Consider the following 25,494-nt stretch of genomic DNA (forward strand, 5'->3'; position numbering starts at 1 on the left):
AGAAGAGATCAGACATGTTCACCGCTCGTTTTTGAACCGTGAATCACGCCGCAAAACGGAAATCAATGGGTCCTGACGCTAGACAATATGCAATGGAAACAAGAGGCAGATCAGGGGCTAATTCGGGGGTCAGTTGCACCGCTTACGCTTAAAGAATACATCAACGGATTCTACAACCCGGGCCACCGACATTCAGCACTGAGCGGGAGCATCCGGTCGCATATTGAGGGTTCGGGCATCCGTATCAAGAAAAAACCGACGCAAGCAGCGCCGGTTTTCATAGTCTCATCCTAAGAGACTGCTAACGGTGTCAGCCGAATACACGCCCCAGTGCGCCATCGACAGCATCGGTGATTTGGTCGATGTCATCCGCGGTGGCAATCAGCGCTGGTGAGAAGCACAGAGTGTTGTTCCGACCGGGGACCGAGCGGTTGGTGACGCCGATGATCACGCCTTGCGCCATGCAGTCGGCCACAACGGCCTGGGCAAGCTTCTCATCAACTGGCTCACGGGACGCGCGGTCTGCGACCAGCTCAGCCCCCAGGAACAAGCCTTTGCCGCGTACATCGCCGATGACCTTGTGCTTTTCCATCAGCGCCTGAAGGTTGCCCGTCATCCGGTCGCCCATGGCCGTGCAGTTGCCCAACAGGTTTTCATCCTCGATAATCCGCATGTTCTCGATCGCGGCCGCTGGACCGGCGGTGCAGCCACCAAATGTCGAGATATCGCGGAAATAGCCCATCGGGTCCGAGGCGTCTTCTTTGAACATGTCAAAGACTTCCTCAGTAGTTACCATGCAGGCGATGGCGGCATAGCCCGAGGCGACACCCTTGGCCATGGTCACAAAATCTGGCTTTACGCCATATTGTTGGTAACCGAACCAGGTGCCGGTGCGGCCCACGCCGCAGACGACCTCGTCGATATGCAGCAGGATATCGTATTTCTTGCAGATTTCCTGTACGCGCTGCCAATACCCTTCGGGCGCTTCGATCACGCCGCCACCGGCGGTCACGGGCTCAAGGCACAGGGCGCCAACCGTATCGGGGCCTTCGCGCAGGATCACCTCTTCGATCTGATCCGCGGCCCATTCGCCGAAATTCTCTTCGGGCGCGCCGTCCAGCTCGTGCTTGCGGTATTCCATGCAATGCGGCACGCGGATGAAACCGGGGGCGAAAGGCCCGTACTGCGCGTTGCGCTCGTCCTGACCACCTGCCGACATCGCTGCCAGGGTCGAGCCGTGATAGTCGCGGTCACGGTACAAAATCTTGGTCTTCTTGCCGCCGTATTTCTTGTGGGCGATTTGGCGAACCATCTTGAACGCCTTCTCATTCGCCTCGCTGCCCGAGTTGGTGTAATACACGCGGCTCATGCCAGGCATTTTCTCGATCAGCTTTTCGGCGAACAAAGCACCTGGGATCGAGCCTGCCGAGTTGGCGAAATAGCACAGCTTCATCAGCTGGTCGTAAACCGCCTTACAGATCGATTCGCGGCCATAGCCGACATTCACAGTCCATACGCCGCCCGATACAGCGTCCAGATGCTCTTTGCCTTTTTGATCCCAGACACGCATGCCCTTACCTTCGACAATGATGCGCGGGTCGTTGGTTTCAAAGGGTTTATGCTGGATCAAGTGGTGCCAAATATGGGCGCGGTCGGCTTCGACGACGCGGGAAAGATCGTTTTCGTTGAACGTGCCGTCCATGACATGTCCTTTCAAAATTAGCGTGTGCACATCTTGCAGAGGCGGTGTTGCCTCGGCTTGTATATTCGATGGCTCAGATCAGCGTGAATGGCCAGTACAAGATAGGGCCAGATCGGGTGGGTTGGTATCGCCAGTCGGGCACAGCACAGTTATTTGGCCGCCTCAGCCCGTATTTCTACGGGTTTGTCATGGGACTATGTTTGTGTTCAATTCGCGCAACTTGCGATTTGGGAGGATCCGCAGATGACAGGGGCCAACATATATGAACGCCACTTGGATCAATGCCAGGCGAATTATACGCCGCTGTCACCGCTAAGCTTTATCGAACGGACGGCGCAGGTCTACCCTGATTACCCGTCAGTTGTTTATGGCGTCCGCCGGTATTCCTGGGCCGAAACCTATACCCGTTGTCGTCGACTGGCGAGCGCTCTGGATAGGCGTGGAATAGGGCGAGGAGATACAGTTTCGATCATCGCAGCAAACATCCCCGAACTGTACGAGGCCCATTTTGGCGTTCCCATGGCCGGCGCCGTGCTGAACGCGATTAACACCCGGCTGGACGCGCCGATCATTGCCTTCATCCTGAACCATGCTGAATCCAAGGTGCTGCTGGTCGATCCGGAATTTTCTGCAATTGTGCAAGACGCATTGGAACAGGTTGATCACGATATTCTCGTCATCGATATCGAAGATCCCAGCTTTGACAGTGGCGAGAAACTGGGCAGCCTGACCTATGACGCGCTCTTGGCCGAGGGTGATCCTGAGTTCGCCTGGTCCCTGCCAGCGGATGAATGGGATGCGATCACCCTGAATTATACCTCGGGCACCACAGGCAATCCAAAAGGGGTTGTGTATCATCACCGCGGTGCGGCCCTGAATGCCCAATCTGATCTGCTTGATTGGGGCATGCCTCGGCATTCTATCTATCTGTGGACCTTGCCGATGTTCCACTGCAACGGCTGGTGTTTCCCTTGGGCCATGGCGGCAAATGCAGGGGTCTCGGTTTGCCTGCGGGCGGTGCGGGATGAGCCGATCTATGCCGCCTTCCGGGATGAGAAGGTCACGCATTTCTGCGGTGCACCGATTGTTCTGAACATGTTGGCCAACGCGCCTGATAACCTTAAGGATTTCGATCACGAGATCAAAGTGATGACCGCAGGCGCTCCACCTCCGGCGGCTGTAGTTAAGAAGATGGAGGATATGGGGATCGAAGTTACCCATGTCTATGGCCTGACCGAGACTTATGGTCCGTCCGTGGTCTGCGCCTGGAAGGATGAATGGAACAGCAAAGAAGGCGAAGAACGCGCCGCTTTGAAGGTTCGTCAGGGTGTGCGGTATTCGGCCCTGTCCGGCCTTATGGTGGCCGACCCGGATACGTTGGAACCCGTGCCTGCGGATGGCGAGACGCTGGGTGAGATTTTCATGCAGGGCAATGTTGTCATGAAAGGTTATCTCAAAAACTCCGATGCCACGGACAAGGCGTTCCGGGGCGGCTGGTTCGCCTCGGGCGATCTTGGGGTGATGCATGCGGATGGATATGTCGCACTCAAGGACCGGTCCAAAGATATCATCATCTCGGGAGGTGAGAATATCTCATCGGTTGAGGTTGAGGATATCTTGTACAAGCACCCCGCCGTGATGGAGGCCGCCGTGGTCGCCCGCCCCGATGACAAATGGGGCGAAACACCCTGCGCCTTTGTTGAACTCAAACCAGATGGGCAATCGACAGAGGCAGAGATCATCGCGTTCTGCCGGGACAACATGGCCCATTTCAAGGTGCCTAAGACGGTGGTCTTCGGTCCTTTGCCAAAGACCTCGACCGGCAAGATTCAGAAGTTCAAGCTGAGAGATCAGGCGAAGGCGTTGGGTTAAAGCTGGTCGAAGATCGACAGATCCAGATCCAGCATCTCACCCATCCAAATTGCGCGGTCGCGGTGGTCTGCCAGATGCTCGCCGGTTTCGGGATGGGTGAATATCGTCAACCCTTGCCGATTCAGCGTCAGCCAGGGAATGACCTGATCAAATGCGTCAGCTGCAAAGCCCAACTGGCAGCTCCACCTTGGATGTGGGCCTACATTGCGGGCGTGCATCCGCCCCATTGCAACTGGGAACAGGCGCACTGCTTCTTCACAGAGCTGCCGGGCGGTATCCTGCGTTTCTGCATCGAAATAGACATGGGCGTGATAGCCGATGATTTCGGGCATTGGGGCCTCCTGCATTTTGTTTTGAAGAACGTAAGGCAGGGGTCAGGCAATTCCCATTCGCATCGGCACACAGGCCCTGTGCAGAGGATCAGGTGGGGGCGTGTTGATCGGGATGCGCTGCGGCAAAGGCTGGGTGTTTGGCGCAGGCGGCCTCTACGCCCAGGATACGGGACAGGTCGGTCAGATCGACCTGATAGCGGCGGGCATTGTACATCTGTGGGACCAGGCACAGATCAGCCAGCCCTGGCTGCGGCCCAGTGCAATATGGGGTCTGTTGGAAACCGCCCAACTGGGCTTCGAACGCCAGTAGACCCGGTCGTATGAAATGGTTCATCCAGTTGCCAGGCATACCTTCTGCATTCCCACTGAGCGCGGTTGCATGGCGTGCGACTGACAAATTGCAGACTGGGTGAAGATCAATGGCGATGGTTTGTGCCAGCGCTAGTGCTTGTGCGCGAATACCGGGTTCCGCAGGAAGCAACCCCAGACCCCGTGTCATGTCCAGATAGTCGATGATTGCCAAAGATTGCGTCAGCCGCAGCCCGTCAATCTCAAGCACAGGAACCAGCCCCTGCGGGTTGCGCCTCAGATGCGCATCAGATTTGTGATCTCCGGCGACAAGATCGACAGACACCGCACGATAGGTGATGCCAGCCAAGTTTAACGCGATCCGCACCCGGTAGCTGGCCGACGAGCGCCAATAATCATACAGAACTACGCCACTCATCGCTGGCCTCCTGTTTGCGTCAGTTCTCGTTCAGCTTGGCGGCTTTCAGGGCTTCAGACAACACCTCGGCATTTCCGATATGGTTGGCTAGCACCAGTACCAGCCGCGCATTCAGCGCGTCGCTGTCGGATTTATCCAGCCCGTCATGGGCGGCGATCAGTTCAAAATAGAAATCATCTGCATTGTCCAGATTAGGGCTGAGGATCAGTTGGGTCATCTCGCTTACTCCTTACCGGTGGCCCTGCGGATCGCCTGCCGGAATGCGTTTTCTTCGTACGTATCACGGCGGGCGGCCACGTGTTGATCGGGACGGATCAGATAAACCGCGCTGGTGGCATCCCCCAGATAGCGGCGCTTGAGCGCCAGGGTCGGATCGTCCTTAACCGACAACGCCAAGCGGGTTGCCTGAACCCCGTCTTCCTCAAGAGTGTCTGGTGCGTCGGCGTCAATCGTCAAAAGGGTAAACTTGCCCGCGAGTTTCGGCAGCAGGAACGCGGCGCCGAGGGGGGCATCCGGGCACGCAGCGCCGGGACGGGTGATATCTGGCCCGTTCAGCGCATCTGCGGAATTCAAAGACGAGCCCGCATAGGTACAAGGTGTGCTCAGACGGCCGGAATTCACCAGAGGGCGCGCGAATTCGTAGTGCTCGCCCAGGTCAAGAACGGCGTCGCGCAACAGGCGGGACATCTGGGATTTCGGCGTGATAAAGTCGGTCGAGCGACTGGAATAGGCAATATTCTCATCAGCGGCCTGCACCCGTTCATGGCTGAAGCTATCCAGCAAATAATCGGGCGCTTTTCCGTCGATAACCAGCTTCAGCTTCCAACACAGGTTGTCCGAATCCTGCACACCCGAATTGGCCCCACGCGCACCAAACGGGCTAACCTGATGGGCGCTGTCGCCGGCAAACAGGACGCGGCCATACCGGAATCGCTCCATCCGGCGACACTGGAAGGTATAGATCGAGACCCATTCCAAATCGAATTCGACATCTTCGCCCAGCATCTCCTTGAGGCGCGGGATCACATTCTCGGGCCGTTTTTCCCGTTCCTTGTCGATATCCCAACCCAGTTGCAGGTCAATGCGCCAGACATTGTCGGGCTGTTTGTGCAGCAGGGCGGATTGCCCCCTGTTGAACGGTGGATCAAACCAGAACCAGCGTTCGGAAGGAAAGTCAGCCTCCATCACGACATCAGCTATCAGGAAATTATCTTCGAACACGCGCCCGTCGAAATCCAACCCGAGCATCCTGCGGGCCGGAGAGTGCGCGCCGTCACAGGCGATCAACCAGTCGGCTTCTATGTTGTAGGGGCCTTCGGGGGTCTCTACCTCAAGCGTGACATGGTCCTCATGGGTGCCGATCGCCTCGACCCTATTGCGGCCGCGAATATCGATTGGCGCGCCTTCAGCTTGGAGTGCGCGCACGCGGTCCACAAGGATCTGTTCTAGGTGATATTGCTGCAGATTGATAAATGCCGGATTGGCATAGCCTTGGTCTGGCTGCAAATTGAATTCATAGATCTGTCTTGTGTCGAAAAAGACCTTGCCGGTATCCCAAAGAACACCTTTCCGGACCAAGGGCTCTGCGCATCCAAGCCTGTCGGCTATGTCCAGCGTGCGCTGTGAAAAACAGATGGCCCGGCTGCCAAAGCTGACCTTGTCATTTTCGTCCAGAACGACAACCTCAACGCCCTGTTGTGCCAGATCAATAGCTGTGGCCAAGCCGATTGGCCCGGCGCCGATGACGATCACCTTGTGGCGTATTGGGGCTACGGCGTCCTGATCGGGATTTCGCGCGTAGGCGTAAAGCGGTATTTCGAAGATCTTGTTCATGGGGCTCTCCCATTGCGCTGCGCTGAGGGTCCTTTCCACCAGCCGTTCATGCTCAGTGGTCCCGATCCCAGGGTCTCACCAATCCGTCCTGCGAAAAACGATCTGGATCAAATGCGACCGTATGTCCTTAACTCTGCAAGGCTTCCCACATCTCCAGATCTCGTTGGGCGGTCCAGATGCGCGGGGTGTCGATCCCGCGCGCCTCGTCATAGGCACGGGCGACGTTGAAGGGCAGGCAGTGTTCATAGATCGCGTAATCGGCGAATTTCGGGTCGCATTCGGCGCGCACCGCGTTCCATGCTTCCTTCAGGCTTCCTCCGCGCGCCGCAACCTTGGCTGCCGGACGATAGGTGCTGTCGACAAAATCGCGGGTGTTTTCGATGGCTGCATTGACCATGTCCTTGCCGACCAGGGCATCGCCACGGCCTGGCGCAATGGCGTCGACATCAAACCACTTGATCTCATCCAGTGTATCGCCCCAGTCGCCGAAATGCCCATCGCCGCAGTAGCAGGCCGAGTGATACTCGACGATGTCACCGGTAAACATCACATTCTGATCGGGTACATGGATCACGATATCGCCTGCTGTATGTGCGCGGCCCAGATGCATCAGGTCAATCCGACGTTTGCCCAGATACACCGTCATGGTGTCGCTGAACGTGGTCGTGGGCCAAGTCAGACCGGGAATGCTTTCGTGCCCTTCGAACAGGCGCGGGAAACGCTGGAACTCACTGTCCCAATCTTCCTGTCCCCGTTCCACCACCATCGCGCGGGCCATGTCTGACATCAGGATCTGCTGCGCCCCAAAGGCGCTGGCACCGAGAACACGGACGGCGTGATAATGGGTCAGCGCCACATGCGTGATCGGCTTGTCGGTGACCGAGCGCACGCATTCGATTACCTTGTTGGCCAAACGGGGCGTCGCCTGTGCCTCGACAATCATGACACTGTCATCACCGATGATGACGCCCGAATTCGGATCCCCTTCGGCGGTAAAGGCATAAAGCCCGTCTCCTACCTCGGTGAACGAGATTTTCTTTTCCGACATGTCCCCCTGGGACGCAAATGCCTTGGCCATTTGTGGTTCCTTATCGCGAGTATGGGTTTTCGAGAGCGGGCAGCACGGTTCCGGCACATTCGCCAAATCCGATCGTGTACCCTTTCCCCTTGGCCGCTCCTGTCAGGGTCAGCGTGTCGCCATCCTCGATAAAGCTGCGGCTTTCGCCGGTTTCCAGTGTCAGCGGCTCTTTCCCGCCCCAGCTGAGCTCCAGCAACGAACCGCGCTCGGGCTTTGTCGGGCCAGAGATCGTGCCGGACCCCAGCAGATCACCTGTGTTCATCGGGCAGCCCGACGTCGTGTGATGGGCCAACTGCTGTGCGGCGGAATAGTACATCTGACTATAGTTTGTTCGCGCGATTGTGGTTGCGGCCTTGCCGTCCGGAGCCATCGTGATCGACAGATCAATGTCATACAGCATCGGGCCGGTCTCTTTGAGGTGACCCAGCAACTCGAAATCCCGCTCGGGCGTGTCACAGCGGAAAGGTTCCAGCGCCGCCTTGGTCACGATCCATGGGCTGATCGACGTTGCGGTTGCCTTGGCCTGAAACGGCCCAAGCGGCTGATACTCCCACGCCTGAATATCGCGGGCGGACCAGTCATTCAGAAGGACATAGCCAAAGATATTGTCGTCTGCCTCTTGTACGGAAATTGGTCCGTTAGAGGGCGTGCCCACGATGGCGCCCATCTCAAGCTCGATGTCGAAACGACGGCTGGGAAGGAAGGCCGGAAGGTCCTGATCGGGGGATTTCAACTGGCCCCAGGGGCGGCGGATATCTGTTCCCGACACCACGACCGAAGACGCCCGGCCATTATACCCGATGGGAATATGCAGCCAGTTAGGGGGCAATGCATTCTCTGGTCCACGGAACATGGTGCCGACATTTTGGGCGTGGTGCCGACCGGCGTAGAAATCGGTATATTCGCTGACGGCAAAAGGCATGTGCAGCTCGGCATCTACCTGCGCCACAAGCAAAGGCGCGACGTCATCTTGTGCCGCGCTGCCTTCAGCCAGCAGATCCATCAGACGGTTGCGCAGCGCGGCCCAAACGGCGGGGCCTTGCTCCATCAGTGGGTTCCAGAAAGGCAGGTCGAACAGCGGTTCGTCGTCCAGAACGACCAGGCCCTCGGCCTCGGCTGCTGTGACATCAAGGATCATGTCGCCGATTGCAACACCACAATGCGGGTCTTCGCCACCTGTCGAAAACACGCCATAAGGCAGGTTGTTCAAAGGAAAAGTGTGATCGGCAGAATTGGCCGAGCTCACCCAGGATTTCTTCAATGGCATTTTGTCTCCAAACCTCTGTCAGGGGCCAAGATTTTTCGTCGAAAAATCTGCGACCTCAATCGGAATTATTTCTTGCCCGGTGTACCGTCGAACTTTTTCTCGAGCGACGTCCAGCAGTCAATGTAATCATCCTGCAGCGGGGCCTCGGTCGCTGCAAATGATGTCAGATGCTGCGGGAATCGGGTTTCGATCATGAAGGACATCGTATTATCCAACTTATCCGGTCCAAGGTTCGAATTCGACGCGTTGTCAAAGGCATCCTGGTCAGGTCCGTGCGGCAACATCATGTTGTGCAGACTCATGCCGCCGGGAACAAAGCCCTGTGGTTTGGCGTCATACTGGCCATAGATGTTCCCCATCAGCTCAGACATGATGTTCTTGTGATACCAAGGGGGGCGGAATGTATCTTCGGCCACCATCCAGCGTTCGCGGAACAGGACAAAGTCGATATTGGCCGTGCCCGGTTGTCCAGACGGCGCGGTGAGTACGGTGAAGATCGACGGGTCAGGGTGGTCAAACAGGATCGCCCCCACCGGGCAATATGTGCGCAGGTCGTATTTGTACGGGGCATAATTGCCGTGCCAGGCGACTACATCCAGCGGGCTTTGCCCAATCTTTGTGGTGTGGAACTGCCCGCACCATTTGACAGTGACGGTCGATGGTACCTCACGGTCTTCATAGGCCGCGATAGGTGCCTTGAAATCTCGTGGGTTAGCCATACAGTTGGCGCCGATCGGGCCGCGTCCGGGCAGTTCGAATTTTTGCCCGTAATTCTCGCAGACAAAGCCGCGAGCAGGGCCCTCAAGAACCTCAACCCGATAGACCAACCCGCGCGGCAGAATGGCGATTTCCTTGGGCTCAAGGTCGATGATCCCCAACTCGGTCGCAAAGCGCAGGCGGCCTTCTTGCGGCACCACCAGCAATTCGGAATCGGCCGAGAAGAAATAGTCATCCACCATCGATTCGGTGACCAGATAGATGTGGCTGGCCATCCCGACCTGCGTATTCACATCCCCTGCTGTGGTCATCGTGCGCATGCCTGTCAGCCATGTCAGCTCATCTTGGGTATGAGCGACGGGGTCCCAGCGATACTGGCCCAGGCTGGTAACATCTGGGTCAACACAAGGTGCCGATTTCCAATAGGGCAGGTCGATCTTATCGTAGCGATGCGAATGCTTCACCGAAGGGCGGATACGATAGCACCAGGTGCGCTCGGGTGGGTTGGCGGTAAAGGCAGTGCCGCTCAGTTGTTCACCGTATAGCCCATAGTTGCAGCGTTGAGGGCTGTTCATGCCCTGCGGCAGCGCACCGGGTAGGGCCTCGGTTTCGAAATCATTGCCAAAGCCGGGCATATAGCCCGGATGGGTGCCAGCGGGTGTACTGGCCTGGATCATTTTATGCGGGTCTGTCGGATGGTTCATCCTTGGCTCCTGCTGTTTTCTGCTTGTGAGATAATAGTTGATTTTGTAACTAACAAGCATGACAAAGACAGAAAGTACCGAAAGAGACGGGTTTGATCTGCTGGATTTCCTGCCCTATCTGCTGAACCGGGCAGCCGAGGAAAGCGCACTGGAATTTCAGCGTGTATACAAAGACCGCTATGGGATGCTGCGCACGGAATGGAGAGTGTTGTTTCATCTGGGCAATTACGGAGAATTGAGCGCGAAAGAAATCGGTCAACGCGCCCGGATTCACAAAACCAAGATAAGCCGCGCGGTCAGCAGGCTTGAGCAGCGCCGATTTCTTGTCAGAACCGTCAGCCAGACGGATCGCCGCGTTGAACATCTTGCATTGACCACGGCCGGACGGTCGGTTTATCGCGAATTGCGCGGTATTGCGCAGCAATATGATGCTCAGCTTGCCGCAATGTTTACAGAAAACGAGGCTACCTTGTTGCGCAAAATGTTGCGAAAGCTGGCTGATATGAATTGACCTCTGGTAATTCGAACCTTTCGCTCCCAGATGGAAGCCAGAGCGGACACAGGAATGTGAAATGACAGCCCCGAACCAAAACGCGGCAAAATCAAATGATCTGATCAACTGGCTGGTGACGCGGGGCCTTGAAGGTGCCGAAAAAGAAGAATTGCTGGATGGCTATTGCACCCGTCTGATTGAACTTGGTGTGCCCCTGATGCGATTTCACGCGGCGCAATCGGCGCTGCACCCGGTATATGGCGGCACCGGATACAGCTGGTATCAAGACACCGGCGGTGACTATCAGAAATTCGAGTATTCAGAAGAGACCAGAGAAGACTGGATGAGCAGTCCTCTATATGCGATTTTACATCACGATCTTGACGGCGTCCATGAACGCATGGTCGATCAGAACGAGCCCAGCCGCTATCCATTGATCAATGAATTACGCGAAGCTGGTGCGACCGAGTATTACGCTAAAAGTGTGAATTTCGACCCGCGATCGCAGACCTCAAAAAAAGCCGTAGATGGAGTCCTGTTGTCGTGGGCCTCGAACGCGCCGGATGGGTTTCGGGAACAGGATCTTGACCTTATCAATACGGCTCTGCCCCATTTGGGCCTGGCACTAAAGTCAGCCTCGAACGCGCGGATATCCAAAGATCTGATGCGCGTCTACTTAGGTCGGGATGCTGGACGGCGTGTTTTGTCGGGTGAAATTCGTCGCGGATCCCTACAGCAGATCGACGCCGTGATATGGAATTTCGACCTTGAAGGCTTTACCAGCCTCTCCGAGAATCTGCCCGGAATCGAGATCATCGATATGTTGAACGACTATCTGGCGGTTGCCGTTGGCGTCGTACACGATAATGGCGGCAATATTCTGAAGTTCATGGGCGATGGACTGATGGCTATGTTCAATGTCGGCGAGATTGAAGAGGACGTGCAGGCGGCCCTGCAGGCGGTTCCCATGTTGCAGGACCGGATCGCCGAACTGAATGCGCAGCGCGAATCCGCTGGACTGCCGGTGGCCAACTTCACACTGGCCTTGCATGCGGGCGAAATTCTGTATGGCAATATCGGTTCTGAGACACGTTTGGATTTCACGGTGATCGGCCCAGCGGTGAATCAGGCCGCGCGTATCGCTGGCATGCATCGGTCCTTGGGGCAACGGATACTGATCTCGGATGACGTAGCCCGCGCGGCGCAGCCCAGCGATCAGGATCTGATCTCGGTCGGGCGCTATATGCTGCGCGGTGTGGCCGAGCCGAAAGAGCTGTTTACGGTTTATAATGTTGCCGGAACGCAATCAGGCGTTTGAGCGTCCGGTTTGAGCCCATATTAGCGATTTTCTGCAACGCGGCGTAAGTCAGCTTCCGCAAAATCGGATGCAGTATAACCGCTTGACGACAGAAAAATTTCAGATTAGCCAACGTACAGGCTGTGGACGCCTGCCTCCCGCTGACTTTTGTCTTGGTTAAGTTCTGCGACTTAATTCTCTATCTACCTCTTTCCGCATATCGCGCGGATGGTAATGCGGGTCCCATCTCAAATTGCGCGATCAGGCAAGAGAGATATGGGACATGACTGATACCCCCACTAATACATTCACCGATGGGCCGCTTGGCACCATCTACTTTAGGACCGCATTTCCGATCATTTTCGTGATGGGGATGAATGGGCTTCTTTCTGTCGCAGATGCGCTGTTTCTGGGCATTTATGTAGGCCCTGATGCGCTGGCTGCGGTCACCTTGATGTTCCCGATTTACATGCTGATTGTGGCGCTTTCCACGCTTGTGGCTAACGGCATGTCGAGCCTTCTGGCGCGATCCCTTGGCGCGGGTGACATGAACGGCGCGCGTGCCACGTTTGCAGGCGCACATGGGCTGGCAATTGGATTGGGCGCAGTTCTGATAGTGTTGTTCCTTCTATTGGGCCAGCCAGTTGCATTGCTGGCCGCTGGTGGGTCAGAGACTTTGGCGCAGATGGGGTTGGTCTACCTGCGGATTACGGTGTTTTTCTCGCCACTGTTGTTCGTGTTGTCAGTCAATTCTGATGCGTTGCGCAACGAAGGGCGCGTGGGCTTCATGGCGGCGATGAGTCTGTTGGTTTCGATTGCAAACATCGGGTTCAACTACGTACTAATCGCCGTTCTGGACATGGGCGTCGCCGGGTCAGCCTATGGAACTGCGGCGGCACAAGCGCTCGCGTTTGCGATCATTTTTGCGTTCCGATTGTTTGGGGAAACATCGCTGCGTCCTGCGACCTTGCTGTCCCATTCCGCATGCGGAAAATGGCGGCGGATCCTCGCACTGGGTGCACCACAAAGCCTCAATTTCATTGGACTAGCTCTCGGGTCGGCCGCGATTATCTCAGCCCTGCAATGGATTGGTCGTCCGGGTTATGCCGACACAATTACTGCTTACGGGATCATCACGCGAGTCATCACCTTTGCTTTCCTGCCTCTTCTGGGCTTGTCGTTTGCAATGCAGACGATCACGGGCAACAACTATGGTGCTGAACTTTGGCAAAGGTCAGATGCAAGCCTGCGCATGGCACTTTGGGTCGCGTTTGTTTATTGCGCAATCGTGCAGGTCGTTGTGATTAGCATGCCTAGCCGGATCGCCAGCGCGTTTGTAGACGACACGTCGGTCATTGCAGAGGTTGCGCGCATCTTGCCGGTAATGACATGTGTCTTTTTCCTGTTGGGCCCGTTGATGATGATTGCGACCTATTTTCAGGCGATTGGATCTGCAGGAAAGGCAGCCCTTCTAGGGCTGACAAAACCTTATGCCTTTGCGATCCCGTTGACGTTCCTGTTGCCCCTCTGGTTTGGCGAAGTTGGCATCTGGTATGCGGGCCCGCTGGCCGAAGTGATGATGTTGGGTCTCACTGTTGTAGTGTTGTGGCTCTCCGCCCAAGACCCAGAGTTAAAATGGGGTATTTTCCACACCAAAAAAGGAGTGGCGTCATGAACACGCAATTTCCGTCAGCTACGCAAGCCAAGGATCAAGCTAAGCGTTTGCGCACAAAATTGACCGAAGAAGGGGCATCGATTGGCCATGCCAAGTCCCTCGAGTTGGTCGCCCACCAACACGGGTTCCGCGATTGGAACACGATGTTTGCAGCCATCGGAAACGGACCACCCAATGGATGGGCCATCGGGGACAAGGTCAGCGGAACGTATCTATCGCAACCGTTCACGGGGCATGTGGTCTCTATTTCGATCATGAAACCAGGATGGTTCCGGTTAGAGCTGCACTTGGATGAAGCCGTAGACGTTGTCACATCCGAAGGCTTCTCAAATTTCCGCTCGCGCATTCGTGGTGTAATTGGTCCCAAAGGACATTCTGTTGAACGGACAAGCGAAGGGCAGGCGCACCTTCAAATCAATTTATGCTGACTGGGAAATCCGGTTCTTAAATTTGTCAGCGGCTGTTGGCGCGATTGAAGCCGATGGCGGTCTTGTCCCGTAACCTGTGAATATGTCGTATTAGAAATTCTGCGCAATCGGCGAATGGCAGATTTTGCCGCTGTCTTGCGGCGGCGGAACCTGACCTCTTACGGAGATTTTCGTGCGCGAGCGCGCGCAGCAAAAATACCGAAGGTACAGATTGGGCTCAAAGCCGTCATCTGACAGTTTTTGTATGGTTCAAACGATCAGAAGTGGTGGCCGATGTCTGCTGTGCGGACAAACATGCCCCTGGTATTTTCCGCTCGAATGACCGCTTTGTACGCTTTGTGATCGCGGTGAAAAACATCTCTGGCGGGAAGTAGGCCTTCGGTGGTGATGTAAAACTGAACGGTTGCTGGATAAGATCAAACCTTCAATCTGACAGAAACAGTAGACTTCTTTCTGTGGAGAAAGCCTCTGATTGAGTTATGTAAATTGCAAGATTATCGAAGTCCTTTTGATCTGTTTGAAACGAACCCACGTTGTTGGCTTCGAGTACTGATTGATGGACCAAACCAAGGTTAAAAGGCCAAGAAGGTTTTTCCGTGAGGACCAAAGACGGCAATTGCCCAGCACCTGCACTCCGATTTTCTCTGGTAGGAAACTGAAAACACTGCATTTTCAGATCCTGAGTCTCTAGTATCCGGACCTGATACCGAGAGGCTTCCAAACAATAAGGCCTAGCCATCTTTTCGCATGGAAATACCGTTCATCCAACGTTCACATTCTATATATGCGCTTTTCATCTCTGCGAGCCATATTGTCCTACTGAATTTAAATACCGTTGGTTCACAGAAACAACCGACGAGTAACCATACCGCTGCTCAGAACACCGGCTTGTTCAGAGAACTTTGGCTCACTCTCACCATATACGGTGAAATGAAAAATACCGGTTTCGTTATCTTTGTCTGTTACGCACGCCCAGACAGTTGTGTCGCAAACTTTTCGAAAGACTAGAACCAGTGTTATGCTTTTTCACAACCCACCTATTCAATGTGGCGTGGTCAACTCGCACACTGCGTTCAGCCATGATCTCTCTATTACTTGCCCACGTAGTGCAAGTCCGCCAGCCACAAAGAAGTGCCTCTTCTGACCGTGAACTTGAAGTCAGTCTGGCCGTCATTCAAACCTGCACGCAGAAGATCGGCAATCGTATCTTGCCCATCGATATTTTCATCCGTCGGAAAATATGCTGTCAGCTGGTCGTTCGGTTTCAGAGTTGTGCCTGGGCCTACATCTTCTGGGACATGAACCACGCTCGTAACCCATTTTCCATTCTCAGCATATTGAGTTTGAAAAACGACGCCATTCGACAAGGTCGTGTCTTGTACGACACCCAGTGTAACGTCCCGCACTTCTACACCGTCTCTTGGGTTTGAAAGCCCGATGGTCACATCCATGGTTCCCTCTTGCGAAGGAGTAGCCCCAGATTGAAGTAGAACGGCAGCGATGGAGTTCAGATCATTGATTTCAATCCCATTGACAGAGTCAATACGCAGCCCCGCGTGAACCCAAACCGGGGCCTCGCTAGCGACGTATTCCACAGTATCGGGACTATCCGCCGACGCTACAAAAGGCAGAAGAACCTTCCATTCAGATTTCACTGAAGTCGGCCCTAAATCCTGAACGATTTGAGTGGTAGTATCAGCTTCGACATTCGCCTGATCTGTGTCGCCAGTGCTCACTTTAGCAGCAACTTCAACGCTAGCCTGCGCGCGCGATTCTGCCTCTGCCATCGCCATTGCGACTGCTTCGATCTCAGCCTGTGCTCGGGCTTGCGCTTCTGCTGCGGCTTTGGCTGCCGCTTCGACTTCGGCCTGCGCGCGCGCTTCTGCCTCTGCCGCGGCTTTGGCGGCCGCTTCAACCTCGGCTTGCGCGCGTGCTTCTGCCTCGACAGCGGCTTTGGCACGTGCTTCGGCTTCGGCTTGGGCCGCCGCCTGAGCAGCCGCTTCGGCCTCAGCCTGTGCACGAGCTTCCGATTCGGTTGCCGCTTTGGCGCGGGCTTCAGCTTCGGCCTGAGCCGCTGCCTGAGCTGCGGCTTCGGCCTCAGCACGCGCTATGGTCTCTGCCTGCGCGCGGGCTTCGGCTTGGGCCAGTCGTGCCTCGGCTTCTGCGACCCGTGCGGTGGCATCTGCGATTGCTTCTGCTGTCGCCGCTGCTTCGATCTCAGCTTGGGCGCGGGCTTCAGCTTCGGCAGCCAAAACGTCCTCTTGCGTTGCTTGTGGCTCGGAGGATGGTGAAAATGCTCCGATGGCCAGCACGCCGACTACGGCACCTACAACTCCAAATGCCAGCAGCCCGCCGGTTATTGCGACACGGTTGATTCCTCCGGATGAAGAGACCGCAACTCTAACATCCTGTTCAACGGCGGTCGGTTCGGTCAAGTGATCTATCGCCTCGAGCCACTCATCAGCGGTTTGAAAGCGATCCTTTGGCATCGCCGACATAGCCTTGTCGAGCGCTTCGAGAAAGACGTCATCATACTTATCAAAGCGCCCCTGCAAAGGTTTGCAAGGATCGGGCTTTTGCTCGGCAATCGCAGAAACCCGAGTCTGGCTGTCTGGCGCGCGCTCTCCGGTGATCACATGATAGAATGTTGCCGCCAAGGAATAGAGGTCGCTAAACGGTCCTTGCACGCCGTCAGTGACATAAAATTCCTGTGGGGAATAGCCATCCTTGACTGCGCGTAAGGCAGACAAAACACGGTTTGTTTTCCTATTTTGCTCACGCGCAGCACCAAAATCAATCAATACAGGTATCTTGTTGGGTCCGACCAGAATGTTGTCAGGCGATATGTCCCGATGCAACATCCCTTGCTTGTGCATAAATGCGACCGCATCCAGAATCTGCCGCAGGATCGACATGACATCGGCTTCGTCCAGCTGGGTTTCAGCGTCGTCGATTGCGTCCAAAAGGTCCGGGCCTTCAACGAAGTCCAGTGCCATATAGGCGGTGTCGTTGTCCTCAAAGACTTGGTGCACACCAACGATATTGGGGTGATCCATAGTTGCCAGGCGCTGGGCTTCGTTGATGAAGTGCCGCACAATCTGGCGAAGATCTTCTTTGTGTTTTTGCACACGAGCCTTCACCAGCAGATTCTGTCGGCGCGCGAACATGGCTGGAAAACACTCTTTGATGACCACCTTGCGGTTGAGACTGTCATTGGCCAGATAGGTAATGCCGAAGCCGCCGCTGTTCAGGTAGTGGTCAATTTTGTACTGACCATGCAACAACCGGGCGCCGGCAGGGAGATCATCTGCGGAAGAGGCTCCGATCATCTGACCCGTATCTTCATCACCAGTCGTTACTAGTTTCATTACGTTGCCCATGCCTCGTCCCGTCCGTTATCGTCCCTTGCACATCAGGAATTATTCAATTTCCAATCACAAAACGTTTCTCAGTTATACACACTCTTTACGCGAGTCCGTTTGTTTCGTGATTTCCAGTATGCACACTGTTCGATCCAAGTTGGTCAGCGTAGGAAGTCAGTAAATACAAACGTTTTACTTTTGCTTTATCGGAACCGGAACCATTGAACGGTTAAGCTATTTTGCAAAGGTTCACGACGCCTTCAAACATGTGATAATCTCAATCAAACCTTGTTTTAGCTATATGTTAGATCTTGGCTTTCAGATTAGCGGCAATGCAAGACGATCGAATGCCACGAGAGTAGTGGCGGCGCATGTTGTTTACCAACTGCGCGAAGATTTCGACCGAACGATTAGAATTCATGAATGTAGCCTGGTCAATTGACCCCTCAACTGGGGTGCGGATGGACATCAGCGTCTTGTAGCCACCTATGATTTCCAGAGCCTGAACCACGCAATCGTAGTCTACTGTTTCACCTTCGCATGAGTCGCAGTAGCGTTTTACGATGTTCAAGTATTTATCGGTTTCACTGATGCGAGAAATGCTTTCGTTCAAGCGAACCAAATCGACACTTTCAGGCAAGTCCGAGCCCCGGCCCAGCATCACTGTCGTGAACTGGTTGGCTTCGTCGGAAAAATGCTGATTGAGGTTCAACAGTCGTGCCAGTCGTTTGAGACCCAACAACCCCGAAACACGTTTGGGATTGGATTCTTCCACAAAGGCCCGCATCGTGATCGCCTTGTTTTCCCGCGCCATATAAGCTTCGATCCACTTGAGAAAACCGGCTTCGGACAGGCCGTAGTTTTCTGAAGGCATGGAATTGATCAGATCAAAGCGGCCGTTATTCAGTGTATTCCACAATACATACTCGGCGCCTTCAATCTCACCATGAGTTTGCAGTGCTATCGCATTGCTGATTGGCTGACGACCAACCCGATATCCAAAGATGGCCTCGCCGTGTTTTTGTAGGGCAGGATTGCTCAGAGCAAGCAACCAGTTTACGGTTCCCTTATCGGGATCCGGTGCACGAAGAAGCTGGTCTCGTGCCTGATGATTGATCAAGTAATCGGAAAATCCTCCAGGTACAGTATCGCGATCGATCTGACCAAGGATCATTTGCGCCGATGTGTTCCCCTGACTGGCCGCTTCCGACAAACCTTGCAGGCCTACGGCCTCGCTACCATTGAGCCAGCTGTCTACTGCGGATTTGTATGGGTCTTCCTGCGCGACAGCCGCCCCTGACAATTGCAGTAGGAAAACATTGGCCAATACTGCGAGCATTCTCATACGACGTTACTCCATTGAATTATCGTCTTGGTCACTGACCGTTGTATTCCCGTTCCGAAGCTGAGTTGGCGCTTCGCTACTGGGATGTGGTGACAACGTCTCGCAACCAGACTTCCACTCGGCGGTTGATACGGCGACCATTCTCAGTGTCGTTGCAACTTAGCGGCGAGATCTCACCATAACCCAGAGTTCGGATGGTTAACCCGTCCAGGCTGTTGGTAGGCGCTGCTTGTAGCAACGCATTGCTAACTTGTTTGGCACGCTGCTGACTGAGTGACCGGTTGGATCCCCCAGCGCCGACAGAGTCTGTGTATCCGATCAAAAGAAGTTCTTTGTTTGTGGTTTCTTCCTTGGCAAGCAACGAAGCAAGGCGCCTTATGTCGTCCTGTGCCCGCGTATCCAGGCGAGAGGATCCGAATGCAAACCGAAAGGTTATAGAACTACGGTCGGCACCGGACAGCTCAGCCGACATTTCCTGCAACTGTTTCAGGGTAACCTCTGCATCGGTTGGCATTACTGCGCCAAGATAGCGTAGTCCCTGCTCATTGGGGCCTTGCAGGGATTCACCAAGTGACACAAAGCCCGAAGCATCAATTGTCTCTTGCGCCTTTTCGCTTTCGAGGAATTGCATGAAGCGGTTCAACTGTGCTGGCGCAGTTTTGCCGGTATATGCATACAAGCGTCGGCTAAGCGGGTATTCTTCTGTCTTGATGGTGAAAGGTGTCGCTGGAACCTGAATTCCACAAACACCGCGAATTGCAAGAACCTTGGCCTCATCAGCACTTGCGAGGCTGGTAATTCCGATACCAAGCGGATCAGAAGCAACTGCTGCAGCCAATTCCGTGTCTGTTTCGAAAAAGCTTGTATCGCTCGCGTATGTTGCGCCCACGGGGTTCATGATCAGGTCATTGAAAACCAACGCAGTTCCGCTTTCAGGCGCTCGCATGTAAAGCTGGATCGGGGCATCGGGCCCACCAATCTGGCTCCAGTTGGATATGGCTCCGGAAAATATTCGCGCTAGATCCTGTTCGGCGACTGCCCGCAGTTGGTTACTTTGCGATGTAATAACAACTAGACCGTCCAGCGCAAAAATTTTCTCGTTTTCACTCGTGGTGATATCCCCGAGTCCAGCCTGCGATGCGCTCGCCAGCTCGTCGGGTTGAGCAGGGCGTGTGGTCACGGCCAGTGCTGAGTTCCCATCGACCAGTTGTTTGATCCCGTCTGCGGAGTCACCACCCATCAAGGAGACTTCGGCCAAAAACTCGCCTAGCTCGTTACGGAGCAGTAGCTTATCGACACCTTCTTCCTCAGAGCGCAAAGCAGTGCCGCCAATCTCCTCACCGAATTGCGTCGTAAGATCAGCGAATAAGACATCGACCAGGCGAGAAGAACCTGAAATGCCATATTCGACTGGACCTTCGTTCCGACTGGGGCAGGCTTCGCCAATGCATTCAACTTTGAAAGCGTCAACCGTGATTGTACCAACCACCGTTCGGAGTTCGTAATTGGCGCCATCAAAATCTATTAGCTCTCCGGTCAGAGTCATTCCGCCGTCTAAACTGTTCAACTGAACAGTTTCAGCGTTTGCCATGGTCGCGACGGACAACATCAACGCACCAGAGGTAGTTTTCAGGACCCGATTTAACATTTTCCTAACCTCAAACTTCTGATTATTGATTCTCGTTTTACTCAAGGTTGTTTCGCAAAATCTGATACAACCTTCATAATTTCTTAATGACGTAGCGGTACCCGGGAAGTTTAGTCAAGGCTGCAGCGGGGATACATAAAATTGCCTTGCTTCCCCCCACTTATGGACACGTTTGAGGCAGATTCTGACCACAGTTGGCGCTCTTTCTTAGCTTGTATCCGAAGCTGACGCGATTCAACGTCGAATTGAGTCGTGATTTTAGGGGCTCAGGTTTTCCCTGAGATTTCCCAGAACGAACCTCATACCTTTCTTGCCACGCATTCGCAGCCTTTGACCCAGGTGATTCTTAACTATTTCGGGCACTCGAACGGTTCTGTTGGAAAGTTCTGAACCCGGCGAGCGGTTTCAGCAATCGCTCGTGAGTTAGGCCGCGAGCTTGGCGAACTGCCGAAACGGACAGAATCCGGGTGTGAATTGCCCCTTGCGGATTATGTGAGGGACTTCGATATCATCCAAAGTTGCCGCTGCTGAAGCGAAGGGGTTGTGTCGCAAACTTTAAATGACGCGTACGGCACATGTGTGGGTTCAAGCCATTTAGATCAGCTTCAGCCACACTGGATGGCATTGAGGTAGTCAACATGATCCGGAAGAAACAATTCTCTAGTAATACAACCTCTGGCTTTCGGGTGTTTGCTGAGATCGCAGGATAATTGGGTCTAGCATAACGCTGGTTCTAGTCTTCGAAAAGTTGGCGACACAACCTTTGGGCCAGTCGCAAACGCGTAGCACTCCAGTTGGAGTCGTAGATGCCCATCATCGAGCACAAGCTGCAACTACACTTCGATTGTGAGGTATATAATTTTTGACACTGAGTATAATATTTCATACAACGTGTAAGTAATAATCGACTCACTAGAAGTGTTCTGTCCAATAGGGATTTCAGAAATGACCTACCAAGATCGCAATACGGTCGTCTCGATCTTCGTGAACCTCGCCGTTAGTGCATTTGTCGTTTCACGGCTTCTGGATATGAATGCCTCTGGATTGTTTGATGGCCCAGACGCTGTAAACAACTGGGCCCGCATGGTGATCTGGCTGATCCCCCTGGGCGTCGTGGCCACCATCATCGGCACCATACTGTTCAACATTGGGTTTGCGATTGTTACTCACGAACCCAAACCCAGCTTCGTCGTTGATGAACGTGACAAGATGTTCGAGCGCCGTGGCAGCTACGCCATCATTATCTTCGCGGGTGCGGGTTTTATCTCAGCTGTCGTCGCCATGGCTCTCAACGCATCAGCGCTCACTGGCTTCAACATCATCTATTTCGGAATGGCCTTCGGATCCCTGTCAGCAGATATTGTAAAATTTGCTAGCTATCGGCGGGGGTACTGATCCATGGGCAAGCTCAGGATCACCAACAATATTAGACGTCTACGCTTTGACGCAGATGAAATGACGCAAAAAGAACTCGCCGAAAAGGTTGGAGTCACCCGACAAACCATCGTTGCCATTGAAAACGCCAAATATTCACCAACGCTCGAACTGGCGATCTTGATTTCTCGTGTATTCGACAAGCCCCTCGAAAAAGTCTTCGACATCCAAGACGCCAGCTAAATCATCGCGTCTGCTGCACCCTACCAAAGGATTAGATATGTTCATCAAACCCACCCGGTTCTGGAATCTGATGGCGAGATCCTATGCCCGCCGTCCGGTCCAAAACCAAGCCGCCTATGAATACAAACTGGACATAACTGCAAGACACCTGTCCCCCCAAGACCGCATCCTGGAATTTGGCTGTGGCACAGGTACGACGGCGCTCATTCACGCCCCAAAAGTCGCCCATATCGACGCCATCGACTATTCATCCGAAATGATCTCAATCGCCCGGGAAAAAGCCGACGCGCAGGGTAGCAAGAACATCAACTTTGAAGTTAGCGCGTTCGAGTGCTGGCCTATTCCGGCGAAGGGTCAACAGTATGATGCCGTACTGGCTATGTCGATCCTGCACTTGGTACTGGATCTTGACGCGACACTGGACCGTGTTCGTAGTTCCTTGAAGGAAGGTGGCCTGTTCTTCAGCTCGACGGTCTGCCTGGAAGGTCTCGAGAAGTTCGTCATACCAGCTCTCGGGACCATCGGCCTATTGCCCAAGATCCGCGCCCTGACGCAAGAAATCCTTGTAGAGCGTATGCAAGCTCATGGGTTCGAAATTGAACAAAAGTGGCGTCCCGAAACGGGTTCGACTGCTTTCATCATCGCAAGGAACAGCGGTTAGTCGTTCGACATCTGACAACACTGACCCAGCCGTTCATGCACGCCGCCGAGAACGGCTGGAGAGAGCCCTGATTGACCTATGCTGATACACGCATGAATGTCCGCTATGGGGCAAGCAAAGCAATAGCGATGGTTGAGGCGATGATGCGAAGTACAATGTGGCGACGGATTGATGTCGTGGGCACAGAAGCCTGTTCGGTTAACCGTAACGGAACGTCTCGCGTAATCTCGGGCATGGCTGTCTACGTAGTTGAAAATTCTCCTGTCAGAATAGCTTATTCCGTGACCTGTAATGACGAATGGGAGTGTAGCGCCGCCACCGTACAGCGTTGGATTGGGGCAGATAGGGTTGATCTTGTTTTAGTGAAGCAAGACGATGGTACATGGACCTCGAATGACAAAGTTGTGGATGCTGTTGATGAATTGCTCGACATCGATCTTGGGTTTACACCGGCCACGAACACGAATGCGATCAAGCGACTCCAGCTAGGGATTGGAGATCAGGCAGAGTTCACTGCTGTTTGGTTGGATGATAAAACCTGGACATTCAAACCGCTGAAGCAACGATATGAGCGGCTGAACGAGAATACCTATAGGTACACTTCGATCAATAGTGGATACGAAGCAAATTTGACTGTCGATGGATTTGGTTTCGTTCGAGTTTACCCTGAGTATTGGAAAGCAGTGATAGCTTAGGCCCAACAAGGGCTCTAAAGCTAAAACGATTGCCAGAAACGGACTTTCGTTTTTCCAGGTGAGCGGCAGTATAGTCCGTCTACCCGTCGTAAAAAGCCTCTAAAAATCGATCTCAACACCCGGCAGGTTCAGCTCTTTCATCATGTCGCGCAATTCCTGACGTGCTGCGATGTTCGAAATGTTCAGCTGTTTGATCCCGATATCCTTGAGGTCCAATAGGGTCAACCCGCGCGGGAACAGCTCTCGGAAAATAACGCGTTCGGAAAAGCCCGAAGCAACCCGGAAGCCGATCCGCTGCGACAGCATCTCGATCGCGCGCTGCATCTTTTCCTTGTTGACCATGCGTTGGGTACCGACGCGGTTGCGCACAACGACCCAGTCGATGGGCTTCAGGCCGGCTTGCGCGCGCAGCTGGCGTGCGTTCCAGACCATCTCGGAATAGACCGACGGGCCCAGAATTTTCTCACCCTTTGAATCGATGCGTGCCAGCAGGTCAAAATCGATAAAACTGTCGTTCAGGGGAGTGATCAGCGTATCAGCCAGCGAATGCGCCACCTGGCTGAGACGGGTATGAGAGCCGGGGCAGTCGATCAGGATGAAATCGCTATCGCTTTCCAGCTCGGACACGGCCGCTGAGAGGCGGTGGTCATAGATGTTTTCTCCCGGTTTCAGCGTGCTTGCATCAATCTCGGGCAGGTCATGGTGGCGGGGGCTGGGAAGGGTCAGGTCCGCGCTTTTCAGAAAGCTATTCCGGTTCTCGAAATACCGTCCCAAGCTGCGTTGCCGCAGGTCCAGATCCAGGGTGCTGACCTTGTGACCCAGGCGGGCGAGTGCGGTGGCCACATGCATGGACACAGTCGATTTGCCCGCGCCGCCCTTCTCGTTCCCCACTACGATAATATGTGCCATGCCTGTATTCCCAAGTCTCACCGTGTTTGCGTACACGTTGTTGCAGGCCACTATATGTTGTGGAAAGCGGGAAGGGAAGAACCCGAAACAAGGTAGGGCTGCATAAAAAGCCCCTGTTGCGGAAATCTCAGCCTGCCCTTAGGCCGCTGACTTGCGAAAGCCGGGACTATGTTTCAATCTCCAGGCTTAAGGACTGTGAGAAAGACATGGCTTGGAGCATCTGTTTCTGAACGTACTGAATGTGGTGCTGCCGGTGCTGATCTGTGCCGGGGCTGGGTATGTACTGGCGTTGACCAAAACGCCCTTTGACAACAAGGTCATTGGCGCGATCGTTTCGCGGGTTGGATATCCCACACTGATCATCTCGCATCTGTCGGCCACAAAGATCGCTGTTGGAACGTTTCTGGACGTGATGGCCGCTGCGGTTTTGGCGATTGCCGGGTTTGGTGTTCTGGGATTTGCGGCGCTGAAGGTTATGCGTCTGCCGGCGCGGGCCTTTCTGACGCCTCTGATGCATGGGAATGTGGGCAATATCGGATTGCCAATCACCTTGCTTGCGTTAGGCGATGCGGGGATGGCCTATACGATGGCATTTGTAGTGGTCGTTCTTGTCAGCATCTTCACTGTAGGGATGTGGATACCAGCCAAAGAGTTTTCGCCCAGAAAGCTCGCCACCTCGCCGATCATATATGCGGTGGTCCTATCGCTGGTGCTGATGGCCAGCGGCTATAGCCTGCCTCAGCCTGTTGCGAAGTCATTCGATATCCTGGGTGGGCTTTCCATCCCGCTGATGCTGCTGACATTGGGCCACACATTGGCCAGCCTTCGGGTCAACCGCCTTGGGCGTGCGGTGACGCTGACCGCTTTGCACCTGGTGATGGCAGTTGCAATCGCCAGCGGGTTGGTCTGGACCTTCGGCTTTACAGGCGCTGAGCGCGGCGCGGTGATCCTGTGCTGTTTGATGCCGTCATCGGTGGCGACCTATTTGTTCATAGACCAGCATGTGCCGGAATACGGCCCCGATGTTGCCGGGTTCATACTGGTTTCGACGCTGACAACGATCATCGCTTTGCCGCTGGCACTGTCATACTGGATCTAAAGCTAGGCGGCTTGCACATTCCTGTTAAACTAT

At 54.4% G+C, this 25,494-nt stretch carries 22 protein-coding genes; 10 read left to right on the top strand and 12 right to left on the bottom strand.

The window, feature by feature from the left end; genetic code table 11:
* Positions 1–310: 310 nt before the first annotated feature.
* Positions 311–1,702, bottom strand: coding sequence for an aminotransferase family protein (locus AC2FH2_RS16240; protein WP_281995847.1), 1,392 nt, complete (start codon positions 1,700–1,702; stop codon positions 311–313).
* Positions 1,703–1,945: 243 nt separating this feature from the next.
* Here AC2FH2_RS16240 and AC2FH2_RS16245 point away from each other — a divergent pair, with 243 nt between their 5' ends.
* Complete coding sequence (locus AC2FH2_RS16245; RefSeq protein ID WP_496824409.1) at positions 1,946–3,574, top strand: acyl-CoA synthetase; 1,629 nt, start codon at positions 1,946–1,948, stop codon at positions 3,572–3,574.
* Here AC2FH2_RS16245 and AC2FH2_RS16250 read toward each other — a convergent pair.
* From AC2FH2_RS16250 to hmgA, 7 genes are all read right to left on the bottom strand, one after another.
* Positions 3,571–3,906, bottom strand: a complete 336-nt coding sequence (locus tag AC2FH2_RS16250) for a DOPA 4,5-dioxygenase family protein (RefSeq protein WP_142639094.1) — start codon at positions 3,904–3,906, stop codon at positions 3,571–3,573. The genes AC2FH2_RS16245 and AC2FH2_RS16250 overlap by 4 nt on opposite strands.
* A gap of 88 nt (positions 3,907–3,994) precedes the next feature.
* Positions 3,995–4,633, bottom strand: a complete 639-nt coding sequence (gene maiA, locus AC2FH2_RS16255; RefSeq protein ID WP_496824410.1) for a maleylacetoacetate isomerase — start codon at positions 4,631–4,633, stop codon at positions 3,995–3,997.
* A 19-nt stretch (positions 4,634–4,652) separates the two neighbouring features.
* Positions 4,653–4,850 carry a DUF2783 domain-containing protein gene (locus AC2FH2_RS16260; protein WP_496824412.1) on the bottom strand — a complete coding sequence of 66 codons (198 nt, stop codon included), beginning with the start codon at positions 4,848–4,850 and terminating at the stop codon, positions 4,653–4,655.
* A gap of 5 nt (positions 4,851–4,855) precedes the next feature.
* Positions 4,856–6,466 carry an FAD-dependent oxidoreductase gene (locus AC2FH2_RS16265; protein ID WP_496824414.1) on the bottom strand — a complete coding sequence of 537 codons (1,611 nt, stop codon included), beginning with the start codon at positions 6,464–6,466 and terminating at the stop codon, positions 4,856–4,858.
* Positions 6,467–6,593: 127 nt separating this feature from the next.
* Positions 6,594–7,544: an MBL fold metallo-hydrolase gene (locus AC2FH2_RS16270; RefSeq protein WP_271951490.1), complete on the bottom strand. Its 951-nt coding sequence runs from the start codon at positions 7,542–7,544 to the stop codon at positions 6,594–6,596.
* Between the two features lie 10 nt (positions 7,545–7,554).
* Positions 7,555–8,811 carry a fumarylacetoacetase gene (gene fahA / locus AC2FH2_RS16275; protein WP_496824416.1) on the bottom strand — a complete coding sequence of 419 codons (1,257 nt, stop codon included), beginning with the start codon at positions 8,809–8,811 and terminating at the stop codon, positions 7,555–7,557.
* Positions 8,812–8,876: 65 nt separating this feature from the next.
* Entirely contained in the window at positions 8,877–10,232 is a 1,356-nt protein-coding gene (gene hmgA, locus AC2FH2_RS16280) for a homogentisate 1,2-dioxygenase (protein ID WP_496824418.1), read from the bottom strand.
* Between the two features lie 58 nt (positions 10,233–10,290).
* Here hmgA and AC2FH2_RS16285 point away from each other — a divergent pair, with 58 nt between their 5' ends.
* The 4 genes from AC2FH2_RS16285 to AC2FH2_RS16300 all read left to right on the top strand — a co-directional run bounded on the left by AC2FH2_RS16285 (position 10,291) and on the right by AC2FH2_RS16300 (position 14,125).
* Positions 10,291–10,743, top strand: coding sequence for a MarR family winged helix-turn-helix transcriptional regulator (locus AC2FH2_RS16285; RefSeq protein ID WP_142639108.1), 453 nt, complete (start codon positions 10,291–10,293; stop codon positions 10,741–10,743).
* A 61-nt stretch (positions 10,744–10,804) separates the two neighbouring features.
* Positions 10,805–12,043 (top strand): adenylate/guanylate cyclase domain-containing protein, encoded by a 1,239-nt coding sequence (locus tag AC2FH2_RS16290; protein WP_496824420.1) that lies wholly within the window; start codon positions 10,805–10,807, stop codon positions 12,041–12,043.
* 262 nt (positions 12,044–12,305) lie between these two features.
* Positions 12,306–13,697: an MATE family efflux transporter gene (locus tag AC2FH2_RS16295; RefSeq protein WP_496824422.1), complete on the top strand. Its 1,392-nt coding sequence runs from the start codon at positions 12,306–12,308 to the stop codon at positions 13,695–13,697.
* Positions 13,694–14,125 carry a glyoxalase superfamily protein gene (locus tag AC2FH2_RS16300; protein ID WP_496824424.1) on the top strand — a complete coding sequence of 144 codons (432 nt, stop codon included), beginning with the start codon at positions 13,694–13,696 and terminating at the stop codon, positions 14,123–14,125. Before AC2FH2_RS16295 ends, AC2FH2_RS16300 begins: the two co-directional genes overlap by 4 nt.
* A gap of 1,091 nt (positions 14,126–15,216) precedes the next feature.
* Here the strand turns inward: AC2FH2_RS16300 and AC2FH2_RS16305 are convergent.
* From AC2FH2_RS16305 to AC2FH2_RS16315, 3 genes are all read right to left on the bottom strand, one after another.
* A complete protein-coding gene (locus tag AC2FH2_RS16305; RefSeq protein WP_496824426.1) occupies positions 15,217–17,493 on the bottom strand; it encodes a serine/threonine-protein kinase in 2,277 nt (758 codons plus the stop codon).
* A 298-nt stretch (positions 17,494–17,791) separates the two neighbouring features.
* On the bottom strand, positions 17,792–18,814 hold the full coding sequence (locus tag AC2FH2_RS16310; protein WP_271951478.1) for a hypothetical protein: 1,023 nt from the start codon (positions 18,812–18,814) through the stop codon (positions 17,792–17,794).
* A gap of 94 nt (positions 18,815–18,908) precedes the next feature.
* Complete coding sequence (locus tag AC2FH2_RS16315) at positions 18,909–20,480, bottom strand: phosphate ABC transporter substrate-binding/OmpA family protein (RefSeq protein ID WP_496803705.1); 1,572 nt, start codon at positions 20,478–20,480, stop codon at positions 18,909–18,911.
* Between the two features lie 945 nt (positions 20,481–21,425).
* Between AC2FH2_RS16315 and AC2FH2_RS16320 the strand changes: the two genes are divergently transcribed.
* The 4 genes from AC2FH2_RS16320 (at position 21,426) to AC2FH2_RS16335 (ending at position 23,453) form a co-directional block, all read left to right on the top strand.
* Positions 21,426–21,875: a hypothetical protein gene (locus AC2FH2_RS16320; protein WP_142639122.1), complete on the top strand. Its 450-nt coding sequence runs from the start codon at positions 21,426–21,428 to the stop codon at positions 21,873–21,875.
* A gap of 3 nt (positions 21,876–21,878) precedes the next feature.
* Positions 21,879–22,097 carry a helix-turn-helix transcriptional regulator gene (locus AC2FH2_RS16325; protein ID WP_142639124.1) on the top strand — a complete coding sequence of 73 codons (219 nt, stop codon included), beginning with the start codon at positions 21,879–21,881 and terminating at the stop codon, positions 22,095–22,097.
* 37 nt (positions 22,098–22,134) lie between these two features.
* A complete protein-coding gene (locus AC2FH2_RS16330) occupies positions 22,135–22,758 on the top strand; it encodes a class I SAM-dependent methyltransferase (RefSeq protein WP_142639126.1) in 624 nt (207 codons plus the stop codon).
* Positions 22,759–22,829: 71 nt separating this feature from the next.
* Positions 22,830–23,453, top strand: coding sequence for a putative glycolipid-binding domain-containing protein (locus AC2FH2_RS16335; RefSeq protein ID WP_496824429.1), 624 nt, complete (start codon positions 22,830–22,832; stop codon positions 23,451–23,453).
* A 99-nt stretch (positions 23,454–23,552) separates the two neighbouring features.
* On the opposite strand, the gene AC2FH2_RS16340 is transcribed toward AC2FH2_RS16335, so the two are convergent.
* Positions 23,553–24,362 (bottom strand): division plane positioning ATPase MipZ, encoded by an 810-nt coding sequence (locus AC2FH2_RS16340; protein ID WP_142639130.1) that lies wholly within the window; start codon positions 24,360–24,362, stop codon positions 23,553–23,555.
* A 211-nt stretch (positions 24,363–24,573) separates the two neighbouring features.
* Here AC2FH2_RS16340 and AC2FH2_RS16345 point away from each other — a divergent pair, with 211 nt between their 5' ends.
* Positions 24,574–25,461, top strand: a complete 888-nt coding sequence (locus tag AC2FH2_RS16345; protein ID WP_281995858.1) for an AEC family transporter — start codon at positions 24,574–24,576, stop codon at positions 25,459–25,461.
* The last annotated feature ends 33 nt before the right edge of the window (positions 25,462–25,494 follow it).

It is taken from the genome of Ruegeria sp. YTSA105, assembly GCF_059610225.1.